Genomic DNA, 17,378 nt, shown 5'->3' with positions numbered 1-17,378 from the left:
GAAGCGATTCCGGGATTCAAGGCATCTCGCCCCCATTTGCCGGGCGGAAAAAAAGGCAGCCTGTGAAGCTGCCTTGTTGTTTCGCCTATTGTTCCATTTGTCGAGCCAAAAAGCTGGCGGCTGTTTCTACTGCTTTATGCTCCACTTCACCAAGCGTTTTCTCCCGCGATAAAATGATGACGGCTCCGATCGGATCGCCGTTGGCGACAATCGGGCCGATCGTATACGATTTCAACGTTTCCGTCATCCCGTCAACGAGCTCGACTTCCCCTTCCTCCGTATGGAGGATGGAATTGCGGTCTTCCATGGCTTTTTCCACCAACGGGCTGACGCTTTTGTTCATATACTCTTTTTTCGAAACGCCGGCGACAGCGATGTATACATCGCGGTCGCAAATGAGCACAGGCTGGCCGAGGCTGTCAAACAGCGCTTCGGCGTACTCTTTGGCAAAGTCGCCTAATTCACTGATCGGCGAATATTTTTTCAAAATGACTTCTCCATCGCGGTCAACAAATATTTCGAGCGGATCTCCTTCGCGAATGCGCAACGTTCTGCGAATTTCCTTCGGAATAACAACTCTCCCTAAATCATCAATGCGACGAACAATACCGGTTGCTTTCATGCCTTGTATACCCTCACTTTCATCTAGGATTTGAAGGATACTCCGATGAACCCTTGCAATGGGGAATTCACCATTGTTGTCATTAGTATCCTTCACAATCCACGTTCTATACGTGATGAAAGTGATTTTGGCCATTTTAGATAAAATTGCCCATCCTTCATTATCGCCACATGCAGGAAACGATAAACATCATAAAACTTTTTCTTGATTATGCCGTCACCGACTTCTCTTTTTCCACCCCAGACAGCCGCCGCAGCGTCTCTTCTAAAATCATCAGCCACTCGTGCGGCTTCATTTCCTTGATATAGAGCACAATTTTCAACTTCGCTCCGTCCATGCCAAACCCGAATAAGCGGCCATGCCGGCGTCCAATGTCAGATAGACGCTGGATTTCCACCGTTTTCGATGCCGGTTCAGTAAACAAGATGTCAATTTGCTGCTTATGTTGCTTCATCGATTCGACGCCAAGCTGCTTGGCCAACACCTTCAACTCCGCAATTTGGAACAAATACGCAACTTCATCTGGATAATCGCCGAAGCGGTCGACCATTTCCTCACGCAGCTCCTCAATGTCTTCGAGCGTCTCCACTGCCTTAAATCGCTTGTACATCTCGATCTTTTGCAATTCGTCTGCAATGTATGTGCTCGGAATATAGGCGTCGACTTCGACATCGATGACGACATCCGGCTGCTCGTCTTCTCGCTTGATGCCGCGCCGTTTCTCGATCGCTTCTTTCAACATTTGCGAATACAAATCGAATCCGACCGAGTCGATAAAGCCATGCTGTTCGGCGCCGAGAATGTTGCCCGCGCCGCGGATCGACAAATCGCGCATGGCAATTTTAAAACCAGAGCCGAGCTCGGTAAACTCTTTAATGGCTTGCAGCCGCTTTTCTGCCGCTTCATTGAGCACTTTATCTTTCCGATAGGTGAAATACGCATAAGCGACGCGGTTGGAGCGGCCGACGCGCCCGCGCAGCTGGTACAGCTGCGACAATCCCATCCGGTCGGCGTCATAGACGATGAGCGTGTTGACATTCGGAATATCGATGCCCGTTTCAATGATCGTCGTCGTCACCAGCACATCGTATTGCCCTTCCAAAAACGCCAAAATGGTCGATTCGAGCTCCGTTTCCGACATGCGGCCATGCACGTAAGTGACGCGCGCTTCCGGGACAAGCTGTGCGATTTCTTCCGCTTTCAAATCGATGTCTTCAATATGGTTGTAAAGGAAAAACACCTGCCCGTCGCGGGCGAGCTCACGTTCAATCGCCTCTTTGACGAGTTCGGGCGTATATTCCATGACATACGTTTGCACCGGGAATCGGTTTTCAGGCGGCGTCTCGATGATCGACAAATCGCGCACGCCGATCATCGACATATGCAACGTACGCGGAATCGGCGTCGCCGTTAAGGTGAGCACGTCGATGTTCGCCTTCAGCTGCTTGATTTTTTCTTTATGCGCCACGCCAAACCGTTGCTCCTCGTCGATAATGAGCAAGCCTAAATCTTTAAACTTCACGTCTTTCGACAGCAGCCGATGCGTGCCGATGACCATATCGATCGTGCCGTCCTTCAACCCTTTGATTGTCTCGGCTTGCTGTTTTTTCGTGCGAAATCGGTTTAACAGACCAACCTTGATCGGAAACCCTTGAAACCGTTCGCGCACCGTTTCGTAATGCTGTTGGGCTAGGATCGTCGTCGGCACAAGAAAGGCCACTTGTTTGCCGTCCATAATGGCTTTAAACGCCGCCCGCAACGCCACTTCCGTCTTCCCGTAGCCGACATCGCCGCAAAGGAGGCGGTCCATCGGTTTGTCGCTCTCCATATCACGCTTAATTTCCTCAATCGACCGAAGCTGATCTTCCGTCTCTTGATACGGAAACGCCGCTTCAAATTCGCGCTGCATCTCGGTGTCCGGCGAAAACGCATATCCTTTGCTTGCCTCACGCTCGGCGTACAGCTTGATTAAATCTTCAGCAATATCCTGGACGGATGATTCCACTTTCCTTTTGACCTTTTTCCATTCCGAACCGCCGAGTTTGTAAATTTTTGGCTCTTTTCCTTCCGAGCCGACGTATTTTTGCACTTGATCGATTTGGTCGACCGGAACATACAGCGTATCGCCGCCTTGGTACTGGATATGAATATAGTCTTTATGCACCCCGTTGATTTCTAACGTCTCGATGCCTAAATATTTCCCGATGCCATGGTTGACATGGACGACGTAGTCGCCGACTTGCAATTCGGCGTAGCTTTTGATCCGCTCGGCGTTGGACAGCTTTTGCCGGCGCACCGGGCGTTTGACCCGTTTTTTGAACAGCTCTTCTTCTGTGATGACGGCAATTTTTTGCAACGGCAATTCAAACCCGGTATTTAAATCTCCTTCAAGGAGCTGGCATTTGCCATGCAGCAAAGCCGCATCGCGCGCGAGCGGCAGCGCGTCAATCTCATAATCTTGAAGCAATGATTGCAGCTTTTTCACCCGGTCGGCATTTGGCGCCAAAAACACGACCGCATAGTTTGCCTTTGTCCATCGCTCGACTTCGGATTGAAGAAGCGCCATTTGCCCATGGAAGTTTTGCATCTGTTTGCACGTAATATTGACGACGTTTTGTGGGTGGGCATACGGAACATGGCGCAAAAGCAACGATAAGTATACCCGCTGGAATCGATGTTTTTGCAATAATTCAGAAAACGAATGCGAAAGCGGCACGCCATGAATCATTTTCCCGCCGTCAAGCAAACTCGTATACCATTCCGCCTCTTCGCGGTCCAACCGTTCCGCCGCCTCTTGCAGCCGGCTCATTTCATCCATGAGCAGCACGCCGTCTTCTGGCAGGTAATCTAGCAAACTCGCAACCTTTTCATAAAAAAGGGACATATATTTATATTGTTGCTCGATTTCCTGCCCCTCGCGCAATTGCTCAAGCTCAGCGTGAATATGTTCATACATCCGCTGTTTGGCGGCCTCATCTTTCATCGTCTCCAAACTCGACGCAAGCCCCGCTTCAATCCGCTCGATTCCTCGGCGCCGCGTCTCGCCATCGAGAATGATTTCATCGGCCGGCCCGATCATGATGCGCTCGATTTGCCCTTGCGAACGTTGGTCGTCAGGAGTGAACGTCCGAATCGATTCGATTTCCGTATCAAACAGCTCGATGCGGTACGGAAGCTCAGCGGTCAATGGATAAATGTCGATGATGCCGCCGCGGACGCTGAACTCTCCGGGGGCGGAAACGGTGCCGACCCGTTTGTACCCCATTTGCACAAACTTCTGTTTACAACGTTCTACATCGAACTCTTGTCCAACGGAGAAGGTGAACAAATACTGCTTCCAAAGCGACGGCGGCGGCAACAAACGCCGCAAGCCGGCGACCGGGCAGACGACGACTCCTTTTCCGCCTTGCACCCAATGGTTCATAATCTCTAAGCGCTGTGCCTTCAGCTCCGGGCTGGCGACCGCCATCTCAGCGGCGATCACTTCGTTCACTGAATAAAGGAACACGTCTTCCGGCCCGAGCAACGAAACGAGATCGTCATACATTTTTTGCGCCTGAAACAAATTGTGAGACACGACTAACAGCGGCCGGCCTGTCTCCTTGTAAAGCGTGGAAATAAAAACAGACCGGGCCGATCCGGACAGCCCGGCGACAAGCTGTTCCTTCAAACGGACATGGAGCCCTTCAATGATCGTACGGACATCTTGGTTTTCAGCTAAATAGCGATGCAACGAAAGCACCCCTATTCTCCCTCCTCTCAACGCCAGTTTCTTTCCGTCTCACTATTCTTTCGCAAACGCAAAAACGCTTTGGTCGCCCAAAGCCGCCCTTAATGGATGAATTTTTCGTATTGATGCCATTCCGGGTTTCGCGCCAACGCCTCTTGACAGTCTTCGCAAATCGTTTTCACATGAATGTCACCGTTCGGTTCATACGAAATCATCTCGAGCCGTTCCTCTTCCGTTAAGTGGTGGAATCCCAGTTTCTCGCTGTATATCGGCATTTGCTCAATCGTTCCGACTTTTGCACCGCAATGGCGGCAATAGTAATGTAGCGCCATTCAAGCCAACCTCCTCACTGGGCACCTGCTGTTCCGTCCACAAGGCAGGAAAAGCCGACGCTTCGGCCGCCTCCCGTACTCACATTGTGCACCAGTTCAGAGGAAAATATTCACTCGTTAAAATCATTCATCACTTGAATAAATGGCGCCTTCACCGCCTGTTCACACGCATCGGCCGCCCGCAGCACCGCTTTGTCCACCGCCGGTTTCTCCTCTTCTGTAAATCGGCCTAGCACGTAGTCCGTGACCGGCTGACCGCCGGCCGGCCGGCCGATGCCGATGCGGATGCGCTTAAACTGCTCGGTGCCAAGGTGGTGAATGAGCGATTTGACGCCGTTATGGCCGCCGGAACTCCCTTTTAAGCGAAGGCGGATTTTCCCTGGCGGGAGATCGAGGTCATCGTAAATGACGATGACATCATCGATGGCAATGTCGTAGTAATCCATAAGTGGGCGAACACATTCTCCTGATAAATTCATATATGTCAACGGCTTGCATAATGCTACTTTTTCGCCAGAAACGGACGCCGTTCCAAACAAGCCGCGAAATTTAGCGGTTTTTAACGATACATTCCAGCGCTTCGCCAGTTCGTCGATGACGAAAAAGCCGACATTGTGCCTTGTTTGCTCATACTCCTTGCCCGGATTGCCGAGCCCGACAAACAGCTTCAATCCTCGCGCTCCTCTCTTTGCATGATACTACAAAAGACGTAACCGAAACGGTTACGTCTGTCACTCTTCTGGCGTCGTTTCTCTTCCTTCCGCAGCGTCAGGCTGTCCTGCCTCTTGCTGTTCGCCGCTATCGATTTCTTCCTCTTGTTGCGGCGGCAAGATCGTGGCGATCACCTCGGAAGGTTCATGATTGATTTCAAATTTGCCGTCCGTTTTCACATCGCCCACGGTGACGGTATCGCCCACTTGCAGGCCGGAAATGTCCACTTCAATCACTGGCGGGATGTTCGCCGGCAAGACGCGGATCGACAGCTCATGCAAGTTTTGCTGCAGCACACCGCCGTCTTTCACGCCAGGCGCTTCACCCACCAAGCGGACTTCCACATCAATATCGACCTCCGTTGACATGTCAACCGCTTGAAAATCAGCGTGAAGAAGATGACCGCGCAACGGGTCGCGCTGCAGTTCGCGCAACAACACGGAATGTTCCTCACCGCCGACTTTCAGCGTCAGCAAGCTTGTGCGCCCGCCTTCACGAAGCGCTTTCTCCAGCTCTGCAGTGCTGACGAAAATCATTTTGTTTTCGACTTTTTTGCCGTACAAAATCGCTGGAATGCCGCCTTGTGAACGAATGCGGTGCAATGTTGAACGTTTTTTGTCTGCGCGTTCCTTCGCTTCCAACACAATCGCCATGTTTCCTCACCTTCCTGAATTAGAATCTATTGTCTACTTTATCCTAAAACAAGAAGGGCTAAACATGTTTTCCTGCGTTAGTCGAACAGGACGCTGACAGACTTCATTTCATACACGCGGCTAATGGCCTCGGCAATGAGCGGCGCCACCGACAGCTCTACAATTTTATCAATTTTTTTCTCTTCTGGCAAGGCAATTGAATTGGTGACGACAAGCTCCTTGATTCTGGAATTTTGGATGCGCTCAATCGCCGGACCGGACAGCACCGGATGGGTGCAACATGCATACACTTCTTTCGCCCCATTCTCGGCGAGGGCGTTGGCTGCAAGGGTAATCGTGCCGGCCGTATCGATAATGTCATCAATCAAAATAGCCGTTTTCCCCGCCACTTGCCCGACAATGTTCATCACTTCCGCCACGTTCGGCTTCGGCCGGCGCTTATCAATAATGGCGATCGGTGCTTTCAAACGGTCAGCGAGCTTGCGCGCCCTTGTGACACCGCCATGGTCCGGAGAGACGACGACAATATCCTCCAATTGTTTGCTTTTGAAATAATCCGCCAAAATGGGCACACCCATCAAATGATCGATTGGAATATCGAAAAATCCTTGAATTTGAGGGGCATGCAAATCAAGCGTGATGACGCGCGACGCCCCGGCCGTCTCGAGCAAGTTGGCGACCAGCTTCGCTGTAATCGGTTCGCGCGAACGCGCTTTCCGGTCTTGACGGGCATAGCCGTAATACGGCATCACGATATTGATCGTGCGGGCCGAGGCGCGCTTTAACGCGTCGATCATGATAAGCAGCTCCATCAAATGCTCATTGACCGGCACGCTCGTCGATTGAATGACGAACACATCGTCGCCGCGGATGCTTTCTTCAATGTTGATTTGAATTTCCCCGTCGCTGAAACGGGAAACGGAACATTTGCCGAGCTCGATTCCCATGACTTCTGCAATTTCCTTCGCCAACTTCATGTTCGAGTTCAGAGCGAACAATTTTAATTGATGCTGACAGTCAGACATGATAGACCTCCGCTAAGATTTTTTCTTGCCTGGCAGGCGATCAACATAATGTTCTTTATTGACTTGCCGGGCGCGGGCAATGGCAAGTGCGCGGCCGGGAACGTCGTCTGTAATCGTCGATCCCGCGGCGACGTAAGCGCCTTGACCGACCGTAACAGGGGCGATCAAATTGACGTTGCAACCGATAAACGCCCCGTCTTCGATTTTGGTCATATGCTTATTCACGCCGTCGTAGTTGACCGTAATCGACCCGCAGCCAAGATTGACATCGGCGCCGACTTCAGCATCGCCGATATAACTCAAGTGCGACGCCTTGCTTCCTTTGCCAAACGTCGATTTTTTCACCTCGACGAAATTGCCGATCCGCACCTCATCGTCGATTTTTGACAGCGGACGAATATGGGCGAACGGGCCGATCGTCACATCCGAACCAATCTCGCTGTCATGGGCGACCGAATGGCGAATCGATGTGCGATGGCCGATATAGCAATTTTTAATTTCCGAATTGGGCCCAATGACGCAATCCTCACCGATCACTGTCTCGCCTTCAATCACCGTGCCGGGGTAAATGACTGTGTCACGCCCGATCACCGCCTCGGCGGAAATATAAGTGGAAGCCGGATCGATGATCGTGACTCCGTTTTTCATATGTTGACGGCAAATGCGAGCACGCATGATCCGCTCCGCTTCAGCGAGAGCGATGCGGTCGTTTACACCGATCGTTTCTTCAAACGACGGCGCCTGATAGGCGGATACAACGCCGCCGTCCGCTTTGATAATTTCAATCACATCCGTTAAATAATATTCGCCTTGAGCGTTTTGATTCGTCACCTTTGTAAGCGCTTGAAACAGTGTCTCATTGTCAAAACAGTACGTTCCTGTGTTAATCTCGCGGATGTTCCGCTCTTGCTCGCTCGCATCTTTATGTTCGACAATTTTCTCGACATGGCCAGCCTCGTTGCGGACAATGCGGCCATATCCGGACGGATCATCAGCGATGGCCGTCAACACGGTCGCCTTCGCCTTGGCGGCCATATGATGCTCGATGAGCATCTCCATCGTCTCAGCGGTGATGAGCGGCGTATCCCCACAGACGACAATCGTCACTCCTTCAAGACCGCGCAAATGCGGAGCCGCCTGCATGACTGCATGCGCCGTCCCGAGTTGCTCCTCCTGCAGGGCATATTCACACTGGGAGCCGAGCTGTTCTTTCACTTGTTCCGCTCCAAATCCCACTACCGCAATCGCTTTTTCCACCCCAAGCTTTGACACTTGGTCGATGACGTGCTGAACCATTGGCTTGCCGCAAATGGGATGAAGCACTTTATACCGCTTCGATTTCATCCTCGTCCCTTGTCCGGCCGCCAAAATGACCGCATATCGTTTCATGTGAAAGGCCTCCAATTACCCTTTTATCCATAATTGAATATATATGAATCAGTGGCACTTTTCAAGGAAACAATACGGCTTTCAAAAAAATAGAGAGCTTGGTGAATTTCACCTAAGCTCCCTTTCATATGTTTACGAAGCGCCAGCTTCTTCAAGTTCTTCTTCCAACTTCCCGAGGCGGTGATATTCAGCGAGGATCGCCTCCTGGATTTTCCCGCGCGTGGCGGAATTGATCGGATGAGCGATATCACGGAACTCCCCATCTGGTGTGCGCTTGCTCGGCATCGCGACAAACAGCCCATTGTTTCCGTCGATGACGCGGATGTCATGGACGACGAACTCGTTGTCCAACGTAATGGAGGCGATCGCTTTCATCCGTCCTTCGGTATTGACGCGGCGTAATCTTACGTCTGTCACTTCCATTTTGCTCACCACCTTTTCCCCTATATGAGACTCGATGTAATGAATTCCACGTGTTCGAGTCATTTCCTTCTTTTTTCGAAAAATTTTTTATAAATTTTTATGTAGGGAAAAAGTGGGGCTAATCATTACGGAACGAGGGCAACGACTTCAATTTCGACAAGGACATCTTTCGGCAGCCGGGCTACTTCCACGCATGAGCGCGCCGGCTTATGGTTCGGGAAGTATTGGCTGTACACTTCATTCATCGCCGCAAAATCATCCATATTTTTTAAAAATACGGTCGTTTTCACCACTGTATCGAGCGAAGCTCCGGCCGCTTCCAATACGGCTTTCAAGTTTTGGAACACTTGATGCGTCTGCGCCTGAATGTCGCCTTTCACCAGTTCCCCTTCTGGGGTGAGCGGGATTTGCCCCGAGCTGTAAAACATGTTGTTGACGATGATGCCTTGCGAATACGGGCCGATCGCTTGCGGCGCCTTCGTTGTCTCTACTTTTCTCATGAGCCAGTCTCCTTTCTTGATTTTTATGTCAAGCAGCAAGCTGCTACAAAAACGCTTTGTAATTGCCTTCCTTAACAGAGATCCTCTTTTCTTTTACATCCACCTCGGACAGTTTGACGAGCGAAATGTATTCATCGACCAATCGCTCTTTTGCCTCTTCCGACTCCACGAGCACGCCAATGCCGGAGACATTGCCGTTAAACTCCTGAAGCAAACTGATCATGCCGTTGATTGTACCCCCCGCCTTCATAAAATCGTCAACGATGAGCACATTGGCTCCTTCCGCTAAGCTGCGCTTCGATAGGACCATCGTTTGGATGCGTTTGGACGAGCCGGATACGTAATTGATGCTTACCATCGGTCCTTCTGTCACTTTATTGTCATGGCGGACGATGACAACGGGCACATACAAAAAGTTGGCGATGGCATACGCGAACGGAATCCCATTGGTGGCGATCGTCATGACGACATCCACCGGACGGTCGGCAAACATCGACGCATAAAGGCGGCCGATTTTGTTCATAATGCGGGGATCGCCAAGAATGTCGGTCATATACAAATATCCGCCGGGAAGAAGCCGATCCGGACGCGACAGTTGTTCACACAAATACGCAACCACTTCTTCCGCTTCCTCAGCATCCATTTTTGGAATGTATTGCACGCCGCCGGCAGCGCCGGGCAGCGTCCGAACGGTTCCGATTCCTTGCTGCTCGAACGTCTGCTTAATGATGGCCAAATCTTCGCTGATCGACGATTTGGCCGATTCGTACCGCTCGGCAAAAAATGTCAGCGGAATGAGCTGATGTGGCCGTTCAAGAAGATAATGCGTCATATCAACTAAACGGCCGCTTCGCCTTAGCTTCATAGCCGACCTCCTGAAACCGAATATTATAAATATATTTTAACAAAAATGTACGTGTTTAATCAAGAGAATGTCGTTCTCCTAACATTCTCACCGCAAACACTTGGTCACAAAAGCCGCGCAACCCATTGTATACCCGCTGCATTCTGGAATCGTGCTCGATCAGTCCAAACACGGTCGGCCCGCTGCCGCTCATCAGCACCGCATCAGCGCCAAACCGCTTCATTTGTTCTTTAATATGCGCGACTTCCGGATATTTTTTCAACGTCACTTCCTCAAGAACATTGCCGACCAACCGGCAGATCGCCGCATAATCTTGCCGCTCGATCGCTCTCACCATCGCATCGACGTCCGGATGGCTGACACGCTCAAGTTCCAAGTTTCGGTACACTTCCGCCGTCGATACACCGATCGGGGGCTTGGCCAGCACAACCCAGCACGGCGGCGGTGAAGCGATCGGAGTGATGACTTCCCCGCGCCCCGTCGCCAAGGCGGTTCCGCCGTAGACGCAAAAAGCGACATCCGAGCCGATTTTCGCCCCAAGCTCTGCCAGTTCATCGAGCGTCAATCCGAGTTGCCAAAGCTTGTTCAACCCGCGCAGCGTCGCCGCCGCATCGCTGCTTCCTCCCGCCAATCCGGCGGCCACCGGAATATGCTTCGTAATCGAAATGGCCACCCCTTGGCGGATCGAAAACGTCTCTTTAAGAAGCTTCGCCGCCTGATACGCCAAGTTGCGGCAATCATCGGGCACAAAGCGGTTTTGCGAAACGATGCGGATCGCATCTTCCTCCGGCAACGCGACAAGCTCAATGCGATCGGCCAAATCGATCGTCGTCATCACCATTTTCACTTCATGGTAACCATCCGGGCGCTTATAAAGAACGTCGAGTGACAAATTGATTTTCGCCGGCGCTTTTATCGACAACCTCACTCATCCTCACCTACTTCCACGCGCAATCATGAATAAGCGGATCGGCATCCATCGGCTGCTTTCCGTCTCCGCCGTCTTTGCCCCGTCTCATCCGCCTTTCTTTCGTCAACCCATTTTATCATATTACCATGTTCTGGCGACGACGCCAAACAATATATGTATGCAAAAAAAGGGCGCCCCGTTCGCGGGACACCCTCGCCGCAACACGCCCCGCTGCCGGCGCTATTCCGTTGTTCCGGCCAGCTGCCGCTCCGCCCGTTCAATCGCCAATCTGACCATGTTTCCTGCGTCTTTCGCGCGGATGGCGCCCCACCCCTCACGTTGCACGACATCGTAAAAGCCCAACTCTTTCGCCAGCTCTTCTTTCAAGCGTTGCGACATAATCCCGCGGCGTCGACCCAATGTCAGCAACCCCTTTCCATGTTCATTGGCGCTATGGCATGAAACGTTTGGCAACCCGCCGGCGCATCAACAAGCCGGCTTTGCATTTGGCCGGGCAAAAGGCGGCTGCGGCAGTTTTAGTATGAAATAAAGGGGGCGGTTTTATCATATATAAGTTGCAATTTTGTTTTACATGGCATTGTTCGCTCTTCTTGTCACCGTGCCAGCTTGTTAGGTGATAAAGTAAAGACGGGACATGGAGGTCGGAAATTCTTTATTACAACCTATATAGTTCCGAAAGAAAACTCCCGCTTCAAGCAAAGCGAAGTGGGAGTCGTTCACGTCACCTATTTATGACAAAACAAAAAACAAAAAGCAAAAAAGCAGCAAACAAATCTGTCTACTGCCCCCCTGCTTGCTCATCATCCCAAAACGTCAACTTTACCGTCTCTGTCAATACGTCGGCGTAGCTGAACGATACGCGTTCAAACGAATTCTCTTTTTGATCCAGCTCAATGACAAATACGGATGGATATGTTTCCGCCAAAATACCACAACGCTCAATCATTTTTCTGCGTCCGCCGTTGGCCCGCAGCGTCAACCGTTTCCCGATATTGGAATCCAGCGTTTTTTTAATATCGGATAAAGTCTTTGGCATTCATCATCCACCTCACTATTTGTAATTATAACAAAGATGATGTCTAAAGTCAAAAAATAAAAATTATATCAGGGCATTTTTATTTCTGTCAATGTATATTTTTCTACAATATCCTTCTTTTTATGTGTGATGTGGAACTTTTTTGTAAAAAAATGCGACGGACGTATAGAAAAAACCGCCCATCAACTGCGGCGGTTTTCCTCTCGATCCTCAATGAGGCGAAACGGCATCCCGGTGCGGAGCACGCCTTTCGTTTCCACCCCACCAAGCCCCTTTTCCCCGGTTAACGTGTTGCGCAACACATCCCATACGTCGACCGTTTCGGTGAACGGGGTGAAGCTGAGGCGCGAAACGATATAGACGGGGTCCAGAGCATGAATGTTCACCCGCGCTGGTGAACTGGCAAAATTCGCCCCAGCGCGGATGAGCGACTCAAAGTGCGACTGGCAGGCGCCGGCGAAAATGATCAGTTGGTCCAAATGGGGCACTTTTTTGCGCGCCTCTTTCACCGTTTGCACAAAATGGCGCGAATGGCGGTACGCTTTTAACTCATGCACCTTTCCTTTTGACTTCGAATACGAATCATGCCCGGTGATGACTAAAATATCAGGGCGAAACTGCTCGATCCAGTAGCCAACTTTTTCCGGCATTTCGCTTTCCTCGCAGTAAATGCCGTGCACCGGCACGCCGATCCGCTCATACAAATCCATACATTTGCGCAAATATAACGGGTCGCCATCCAAATGGAGGACGCGCCCCGGAATTTGAAAAAAATCTTTCTCCACCCGGTATCCGCCGGTCGCCCGATATTCGACTTTTTGCTTGATCGCCTGATAATCTTGGCGAAAAAGCCGATACGATTGTTCGATCAGCTCGATTTCCCGCTTTTTCCGTTCCTGTTGCTCCTGCTCATCGATGACGACTAAATCGCTGCACGGAGCGTCCGCGACGAGGCGCACATCTTCACCATACAAAATCGCTTCCCACTCGCCGTTTTTTTCTTTCATATCAATCACTCGGAACAATAAATCACATTGGTAAGACTTGCGGGCGACAATATCGCCGATTTTAATGACGTCCATCACCGCTCACTCCATTGCATAATCGTTGTCATCCATACGATATGCACGTGCGGACAATAGGTGATAGACGCCTGTTTGGACGGCTTTGGTTGACGAAAAGACCGCTGCCCCCCAGAGGAGCGCTTTCTTTACGACTCCTTCATTTGCCGAAAAGCGGTGCCAACGCGTTGCTTAATGAAGCAAACTCAGCGATGTCAAGCGTCTCTCCGCGTCGGCGCGGGTCAATGCCCAAAGCAACGAGCACTCGTTCAATTTGCTCTTTGTTCTCTTTTCCTCCCGGCAAATTGTTTGTTAAGTTGTTGAACAGCGTTTTGCGGCGCTGGGCGAAGCTTGCCCGCACCACTTGGAAAAACACGCCCTCATCGTCGACAACAACAGGCGGATGCTGCCGCTTTACGAGCCGGATGACAGCAGAATCAACGTTCGGCTGCGGCATAAAGACGGTGCGCGGCACCGTCATGATGACTTCCGCTTCGGTATAATACTGCACAGCGATCGTCAGCGAGCCGTAATCTTTCGTCCCTGGCTTAGCGGCAAGACGGTCGGCGACTTCTTTTTGCAGCATGACGACCATGCCGCGGATCGGCAACCGCTCGGTAAGCAGCTTCATAATGATCGGTGTCGTCACATAATAAGGTAAGTTGGCGACGACCATCCGGTCGCTTACATCAGCCAATTCCTCGGCGATGACGGCATGCAAGTCGGCCTTTAATACATCTTGGTGAAAGATGCGCACATTGTCATAAGGAGACAGCGTGTCGGCCAAAATGGGCAACAGTCGGCCGTCGATTTCGAAAGCGACGACTTTTTTCGCCCGCCGCGCCAATTGTTCCGTCAACGCTCCGATGCCTGGTCCGATTTCAATCGCTCCTGTATCAGGGGAGATGTCGGCAACATCCACGATTTTCCGCAAAATGTTCGCATCGATCAAAAAGTTTTGCCCAAGGCTCTTTTTAAACGAAAAGCCATATCGCTCCAAAATTTCTTTCGTCCGCCCCGGTGTTGCAATATCTTTATACATCGTCCGCCTCCTCCTGCATCACGTGCGCTAACGCGGCATAAAAAGCATCACGGGAAATGCGGAACACTTGCAGCCGCTTATGAAACTGCCGACCGTTCGCATAGCCGATTTTCAGCTCCTCGCCAAGACGCTGCCGCCGCCGGCGCGCCATCGCGCCGCCGATCAACCCAGCCTCGATCAGTTCAGCAAACGTAATTTCTTCCTTCCAATCCGACGCCTCTTCATACACGTTGGCGAGCGCCCGACGGATTTCGTCAGGGGACGCGTGCTCAACCCCGATGCCCTTGCCGTTTTTCGCTTTGGCCGCCTCGCGCGGCAAAAAGGCATGCTTGCACCCCGGCACCTGTTCGGCAATCGTGCGGCGAATTTTTTCGCCGGGAAAATCGGGATCGGTAAAAATGATCACGCCGCGGCGCTCTTTCGCCAGCTTGATCCGCTCAATGACATCCGCGCCCACTGCTGCTCCGTTTGTCTCGATTGTATCGGCATCGACGGCGCGCCGGATCGCCGCCGTATCATCTTTTCCTTCCACAACGATCACTTCTTTGATCTTCATCCTCCCATTGCAGAAACAACGGAATCGTCCCTTTTTCCTATTTCTGCAATGCCTCCTTTCCGGTAAAATCAAAAGTAAGGCGAATCATCGCCGAAAGCCGCTTCATTCCCTTATTATTTTTTGAATTTCGCTGAAACTTTTTTTCCGTTTGCATCGTCTAATTTAGCAGAAGCGGCGCGCATTGTCGCGGCACAATGCCATTATAGCGAAAAAAAGCAGAGGGAAAAAACCCTCCGCTTCGTTCTCCCATCGCATCTCTATGGCAATACCCGTATTTTCACGCGCTTTCTGCCCCAACGAAACGCATCCGACCGTTCCGGGAAAAACACATCAATTTTATATCCGCGGATGCCTGAGCCGGTGTCAGCGGCAATGGCATATCCGTATCCTTCCACATACACTCTCGACCCAAGGGGGATGATGGACGGGTCGACCGCAATCACTTTAGCGGAAGGATTTTTGCGCAAGTTGATGCCCGTGCTTGTTATGCCTGAACAGCCTGCACAATAGGCAGTGTAGGCGGTGGCGGTGACGTAAAATTCCTTCGCGGCATGGTCCGAGCCGCGCGAGGACGGGCGGTCGGGCGCGGCAGCTTGGCGCACCGTTTTCGTGCCGATGGCGACAATGCGCGCCTTGCTTTCTTTTAGCGTTTTCACAGCGATTAGTTTGCGCGCCGTTTCTTTGCCGTTTTCCAATGTCACCTCATACGTTTTTTGAACCATCCCTTTTTCTCCAGGCTGAATGACGCGCCGCTCTCCTTTCGGCAATGAGTCATCCCGTTTTGTCACCACGGCAAAGTCGACGGGTTCTTCCACTACATCGGTGACTTTTTTTACTCGGATCACGCGAATGGTCATCTGTTCTTTGACCGTTTCATGCAAGGAGGGCTCTATCCGATCGAGTTGACCTAGCTGAATCCCTTGCTGCTTCAAAAAGTCAGCGACCGTAGTCGAAGTTGTCCATACCTGCTGTTGTTTACCGCCGACATTGACGTGGACTGGAAACGCCTTTTCAACGCCGATGTCCATGCCTTTTTGAATTTTCGCCGAAAGCGCCGGCGCCACTTTGTCATACGCCCCGACCGCCACGTGCTGCGAACGGAGCAGCTCCGCGACCGTATCGGCTGTCGTCCATATCTTTTTCTTTTTTCCATTGACTGTCAGCGTCACTTCTTTGCTTGCTTCCCAAACAATATGGAGATCGTCGGTGATCGGCGAATGCAAGGACGGATAAACATAATCTTCTTTGCGCGGCTGAATGTTTTGCTCCGCAAGCAGCTCTTTCACCGTTTTCGCATGAGTGCGAATTTCTTGTTTGTTTCCGTTTTTGATCAGCGTCACATCGTCTTTGGCCATCTCATATCCAGCAACCCCTGTCGTCGCGGAGATGGCGAGAAACCCGCCCGCTGTGACGGTCACGTTTTTCCTCCATAAGTCCAGCCATTTCCTCCCATTCGGCAACATCAGATGAACGCCTCCTTTTTCTACGGAATTCCCCTCTCCCTTTAACATGTACGCACGAGCATACTCTATTATGCAGAAAATTCAGTGAAAAAGGAAGGAAGACTTGTCGACACGCGGTTGGCTCATATCGGCTGAATTTGTAGAATTTTATCGTCTTCGCCGCACCTTCGACAAGCTTCCCCGCTGTTCGACGCCTAATTTTAGCGGTCGATGGCGAACAATTTTTTGGCATTTTCCGCCGTTGTTTCCGCTACTTCGGCAAAAGAAATGTTTTTGATCTGTGCGATCGCTTCGGCAACGTATTTGACATAGCTCGGCTCGTTTCGTTTGCCGCGGAAAGGGTGAGGCGTTAAATATGGACAGTCGGTTTCGATCAATAAATGGCTGAGTGGAATCTCCTTCGCCACTTCCTTCGGTTTTTTCGCATTTTTAAACGTGACCGGTCCGCCAAGGGAAATGAGAAAATTCATGTCCATGCACTGTTTGGCCACCTCGACGCTGCCGCTGAAACAATGCATAATCCCGCCGATTTCGGCGGCGTTTTCCTCTTGCAAAATTTTTAAAATATCTGCCGTCGCCTCACGGTTATGAATAATGATCGGCAACTTCACCTTTTTAGCCAGCCGGATTTGCTGCCGGAACACCTCTTGTTGCACGTCTTTCGGCGATTTATCCCAATGGTAGTCAAGCCCCATCTCGCCGAGCGCCACGACTTTCGGGTGAGCGGCGAGCTGTTCAATCATCTGCAAATCATCGTCCGTCATCTCGATCGCATCAACCGGATGCCAGCCAACCGCCGCATAAATAAACGGATACCGCTCGGCCAGCTCGATCGCCCGATCGATCGTCGGACGGTCAAACCCGACGACGACAATGTGTGAAACCCCTTCATCGCGGGCGCGTTCAATGACTTGTTCCAAATCTTCTTCGTATTGGACTGCATTCAAATGTGCGTGCGTATCAAACAGCATACGAATGCCCTCTTTTCCACCTTGATGTTAAGTGTAGCATAGAAATTGGTTACATACGTCACATTTCG

18 protein-coding genes are annotated in these 17,378 nt (G+C 51.2%); all 18 read right to left on the bottom strand.

From position 1 onward, the window contains the following. Positions 1–85 precede the first annotated feature (85 nt). The 18 genes from spoVT to QWV57_RS00210 all read right to left on the bottom strand — a co-directional run bounded on the left by spoVT (position 86) and on the right by QWV57_RS00210 (position 17,310). Entirely contained in the window at positions 86–622 is a 537-nt protein-coding gene (gene spoVT, locus QWV57_RS00295) for a stage V sporulation protein T (RefSeq protein WP_011229564.1), read from the bottom strand. A 208-nt stretch (positions 623–830) separates the two neighbouring features. Beyond that, on the bottom strand, positions 831–4,364 hold the full coding sequence (gene mfd / locus QWV57_RS00290; RefSeq protein WP_301100177.1) for a transcription-repair coupling factor: 3,534 nt from the start codon (positions 4,362–4,364) through the stop codon (positions 831–833). An 89-nt stretch (positions 4,365–4,453) separates the two neighbouring features. After that, positions 4,454–4,684 carry an anti-sigma-F factor Fin gene (fin, locus tag QWV57_RS00285; RefSeq protein ID WP_011229562.1) on the bottom strand — a complete coding sequence of 77 codons (231 nt, stop codon included), beginning with the start codon at positions 4,682–4,684 and terminating at the stop codon, positions 4,454–4,456. A 110-nt stretch (positions 4,685–4,794) separates the two neighbouring features. Next, entirely contained in the window at positions 4,795–5,355 is a 561-nt protein-coding gene (pth, locus tag QWV57_RS00280) for an aminoacyl-tRNA hydrolase (RefSeq protein WP_011229561.1), read from the bottom strand. A gap of 60 nt (positions 5,356–5,415) precedes the next feature. After that, positions 5,416–6,048 carry a 50S ribosomal protein L25/general stress protein Ctc gene (locus QWV57_RS00275; RefSeq protein WP_011229560.1) on the bottom strand — a complete coding sequence of 211 codons (633 nt, stop codon included), beginning with the start codon at positions 6,046–6,048 and terminating at the stop codon, positions 5,416–5,418. A gap of 77 nt (positions 6,049–6,125) precedes the next feature. Then, on the bottom strand, positions 6,126–7,073 hold the full coding sequence (locus tag QWV57_RS00270; RefSeq protein WP_011229559.1) for a ribose-phosphate diphosphokinase: 948 nt from the start codon (positions 7,071–7,073) through the stop codon (positions 6,126–6,128). Between the two features lie 12 nt (positions 7,074–7,085). After that, positions 7,086–8,462: a bifunctional UDP-N-acetylglucosamine diphosphorylase/glucosamine-1-phosphate N-acetyltransferase GlmU gene (gene glmU, locus QWV57_RS00265; protein WP_011229558.1), complete on the bottom strand. Its 1,377-nt coding sequence runs from the start codon at positions 8,460–8,462 to the stop codon at positions 7,086–7,088. A gap of 132 nt (positions 8,463–8,594) precedes the next feature. Next, positions 8,595–8,885: a septation regulator SpoVG gene (spoVG, locus tag QWV57_RS00260; protein ID WP_003247437.1), complete on the bottom strand. Its 291-nt coding sequence runs from the start codon at positions 8,883–8,885 to the stop codon at positions 8,595–8,597. A gap of 125 nt (positions 8,886–9,010) precedes the next feature. Further along, positions 9,011–9,385: a RidA family protein gene (locus QWV57_RS00255; protein WP_011229557.1), complete on the bottom strand. Its 375-nt coding sequence runs from the start codon at positions 9,383–9,385 to the stop codon at positions 9,011–9,013. Positions 9,386–9,428: 43 nt separating this feature from the next. Continuing rightward, positions 9,429–10,250 (bottom strand): pur operon repressor, encoded by an 822-nt coding sequence (gene purR / locus QWV57_RS00250; RefSeq protein WP_015373702.1) that lies wholly within the window; start codon positions 10,248–10,250, stop codon positions 9,429–9,431. Positions 10,251–10,305: 55 nt separating this feature from the next. Continuing rightward, complete coding sequence (gene ispE, locus QWV57_RS00245; protein WP_015373701.1) at positions 10,306–11,178, bottom strand: 4-(cytidine 5'-diphospho)-2-C-methyl-D-erythritol kinase; 873 nt, start codon at positions 11,176–11,178, stop codon at positions 10,306–10,308. 222 nt (positions 11,179–11,400) lie between these two features. After that, complete coding sequence (locus QWV57_RS00240) at positions 11,401–11,580, bottom strand: small, acid-soluble spore protein, alpha/beta type (protein ID WP_013143961.1); 180 nt, start codon at positions 11,578–11,580, stop codon at positions 11,401–11,403. A 379-nt stretch (positions 11,581–11,959) separates the two neighbouring features. Then, positions 11,960–12,217, bottom strand: coding sequence for a biofilm formation stimulator Veg (gene veg, locus QWV57_RS00235; protein ID WP_011229553.1), 258 nt, complete (start codon positions 12,215–12,217; stop codon positions 11,960–11,962). A gap of 182 nt (positions 12,218–12,399) precedes the next feature. Further along, positions 12,400–13,299, bottom strand: a complete 900-nt coding sequence (gene yabG, locus QWV57_RS00230; RefSeq protein WP_011229552.1) for a sporulation peptidase YabG — start codon at positions 13,297–13,299, stop codon at positions 12,400–12,402. 139 nt (positions 13,300–13,438) lie between these two features. Beyond that, positions 13,439–14,320 (bottom strand): 16S rRNA (adenine(1518)-N(6)/adenine(1519)-N(6))-dimethyltransferase RsmA, encoded by an 882-nt coding sequence (gene rsmA / locus QWV57_RS00225; protein WP_011229551.1) that lies wholly within the window; start codon positions 14,318–14,320, stop codon positions 13,439–13,441. Then, on the bottom strand, positions 14,313–14,876 hold the full coding sequence (rnmV, locus tag QWV57_RS00220) for a ribonuclease M5 (protein WP_014194568.1): 564 nt from the start codon (positions 14,874–14,876) through the stop codon (positions 14,313–14,315). Before rnmV ends, rsmA begins: the two co-directional genes overlap by 8 nt. 257 nt (positions 14,877–15,133) lie before the next feature. Next, positions 15,134–16,339: a G5 and 3D domain-containing protein gene (locus QWV57_RS00215; protein WP_015373700.1), complete on the bottom strand. Its 1,206-nt coding sequence runs from the start codon at positions 16,337–16,339 to the stop codon at positions 15,134–15,136. Between the two features lie 200 nt (positions 16,340–16,539). Next, the gene (locus QWV57_RS00210; RefSeq protein ID WP_011229548.1) at positions 16,540–17,310 is read right to left on the bottom strand and encodes a TatD family hydrolase; all 771 of its coding nucleotides are present in this window, start codon (positions 17,308–17,310) and stop codon (positions 16,540–16,542) included. Positions 17,311–17,378 lie beyond the last annotated feature (68 nt).

The organism is Geobacillus zalihae (genome assembly GCF_030414215.1).
GTDB lineage: Bacteria > Bacillota > Bacilli > Bacillales > Anoxybacillaceae > Geobacillus > Geobacillus zalihae.
Note: the sequence above shows the minus strand (reverse complement) of the source record. Positions and strands in the feature narration are given on the sequence as shown.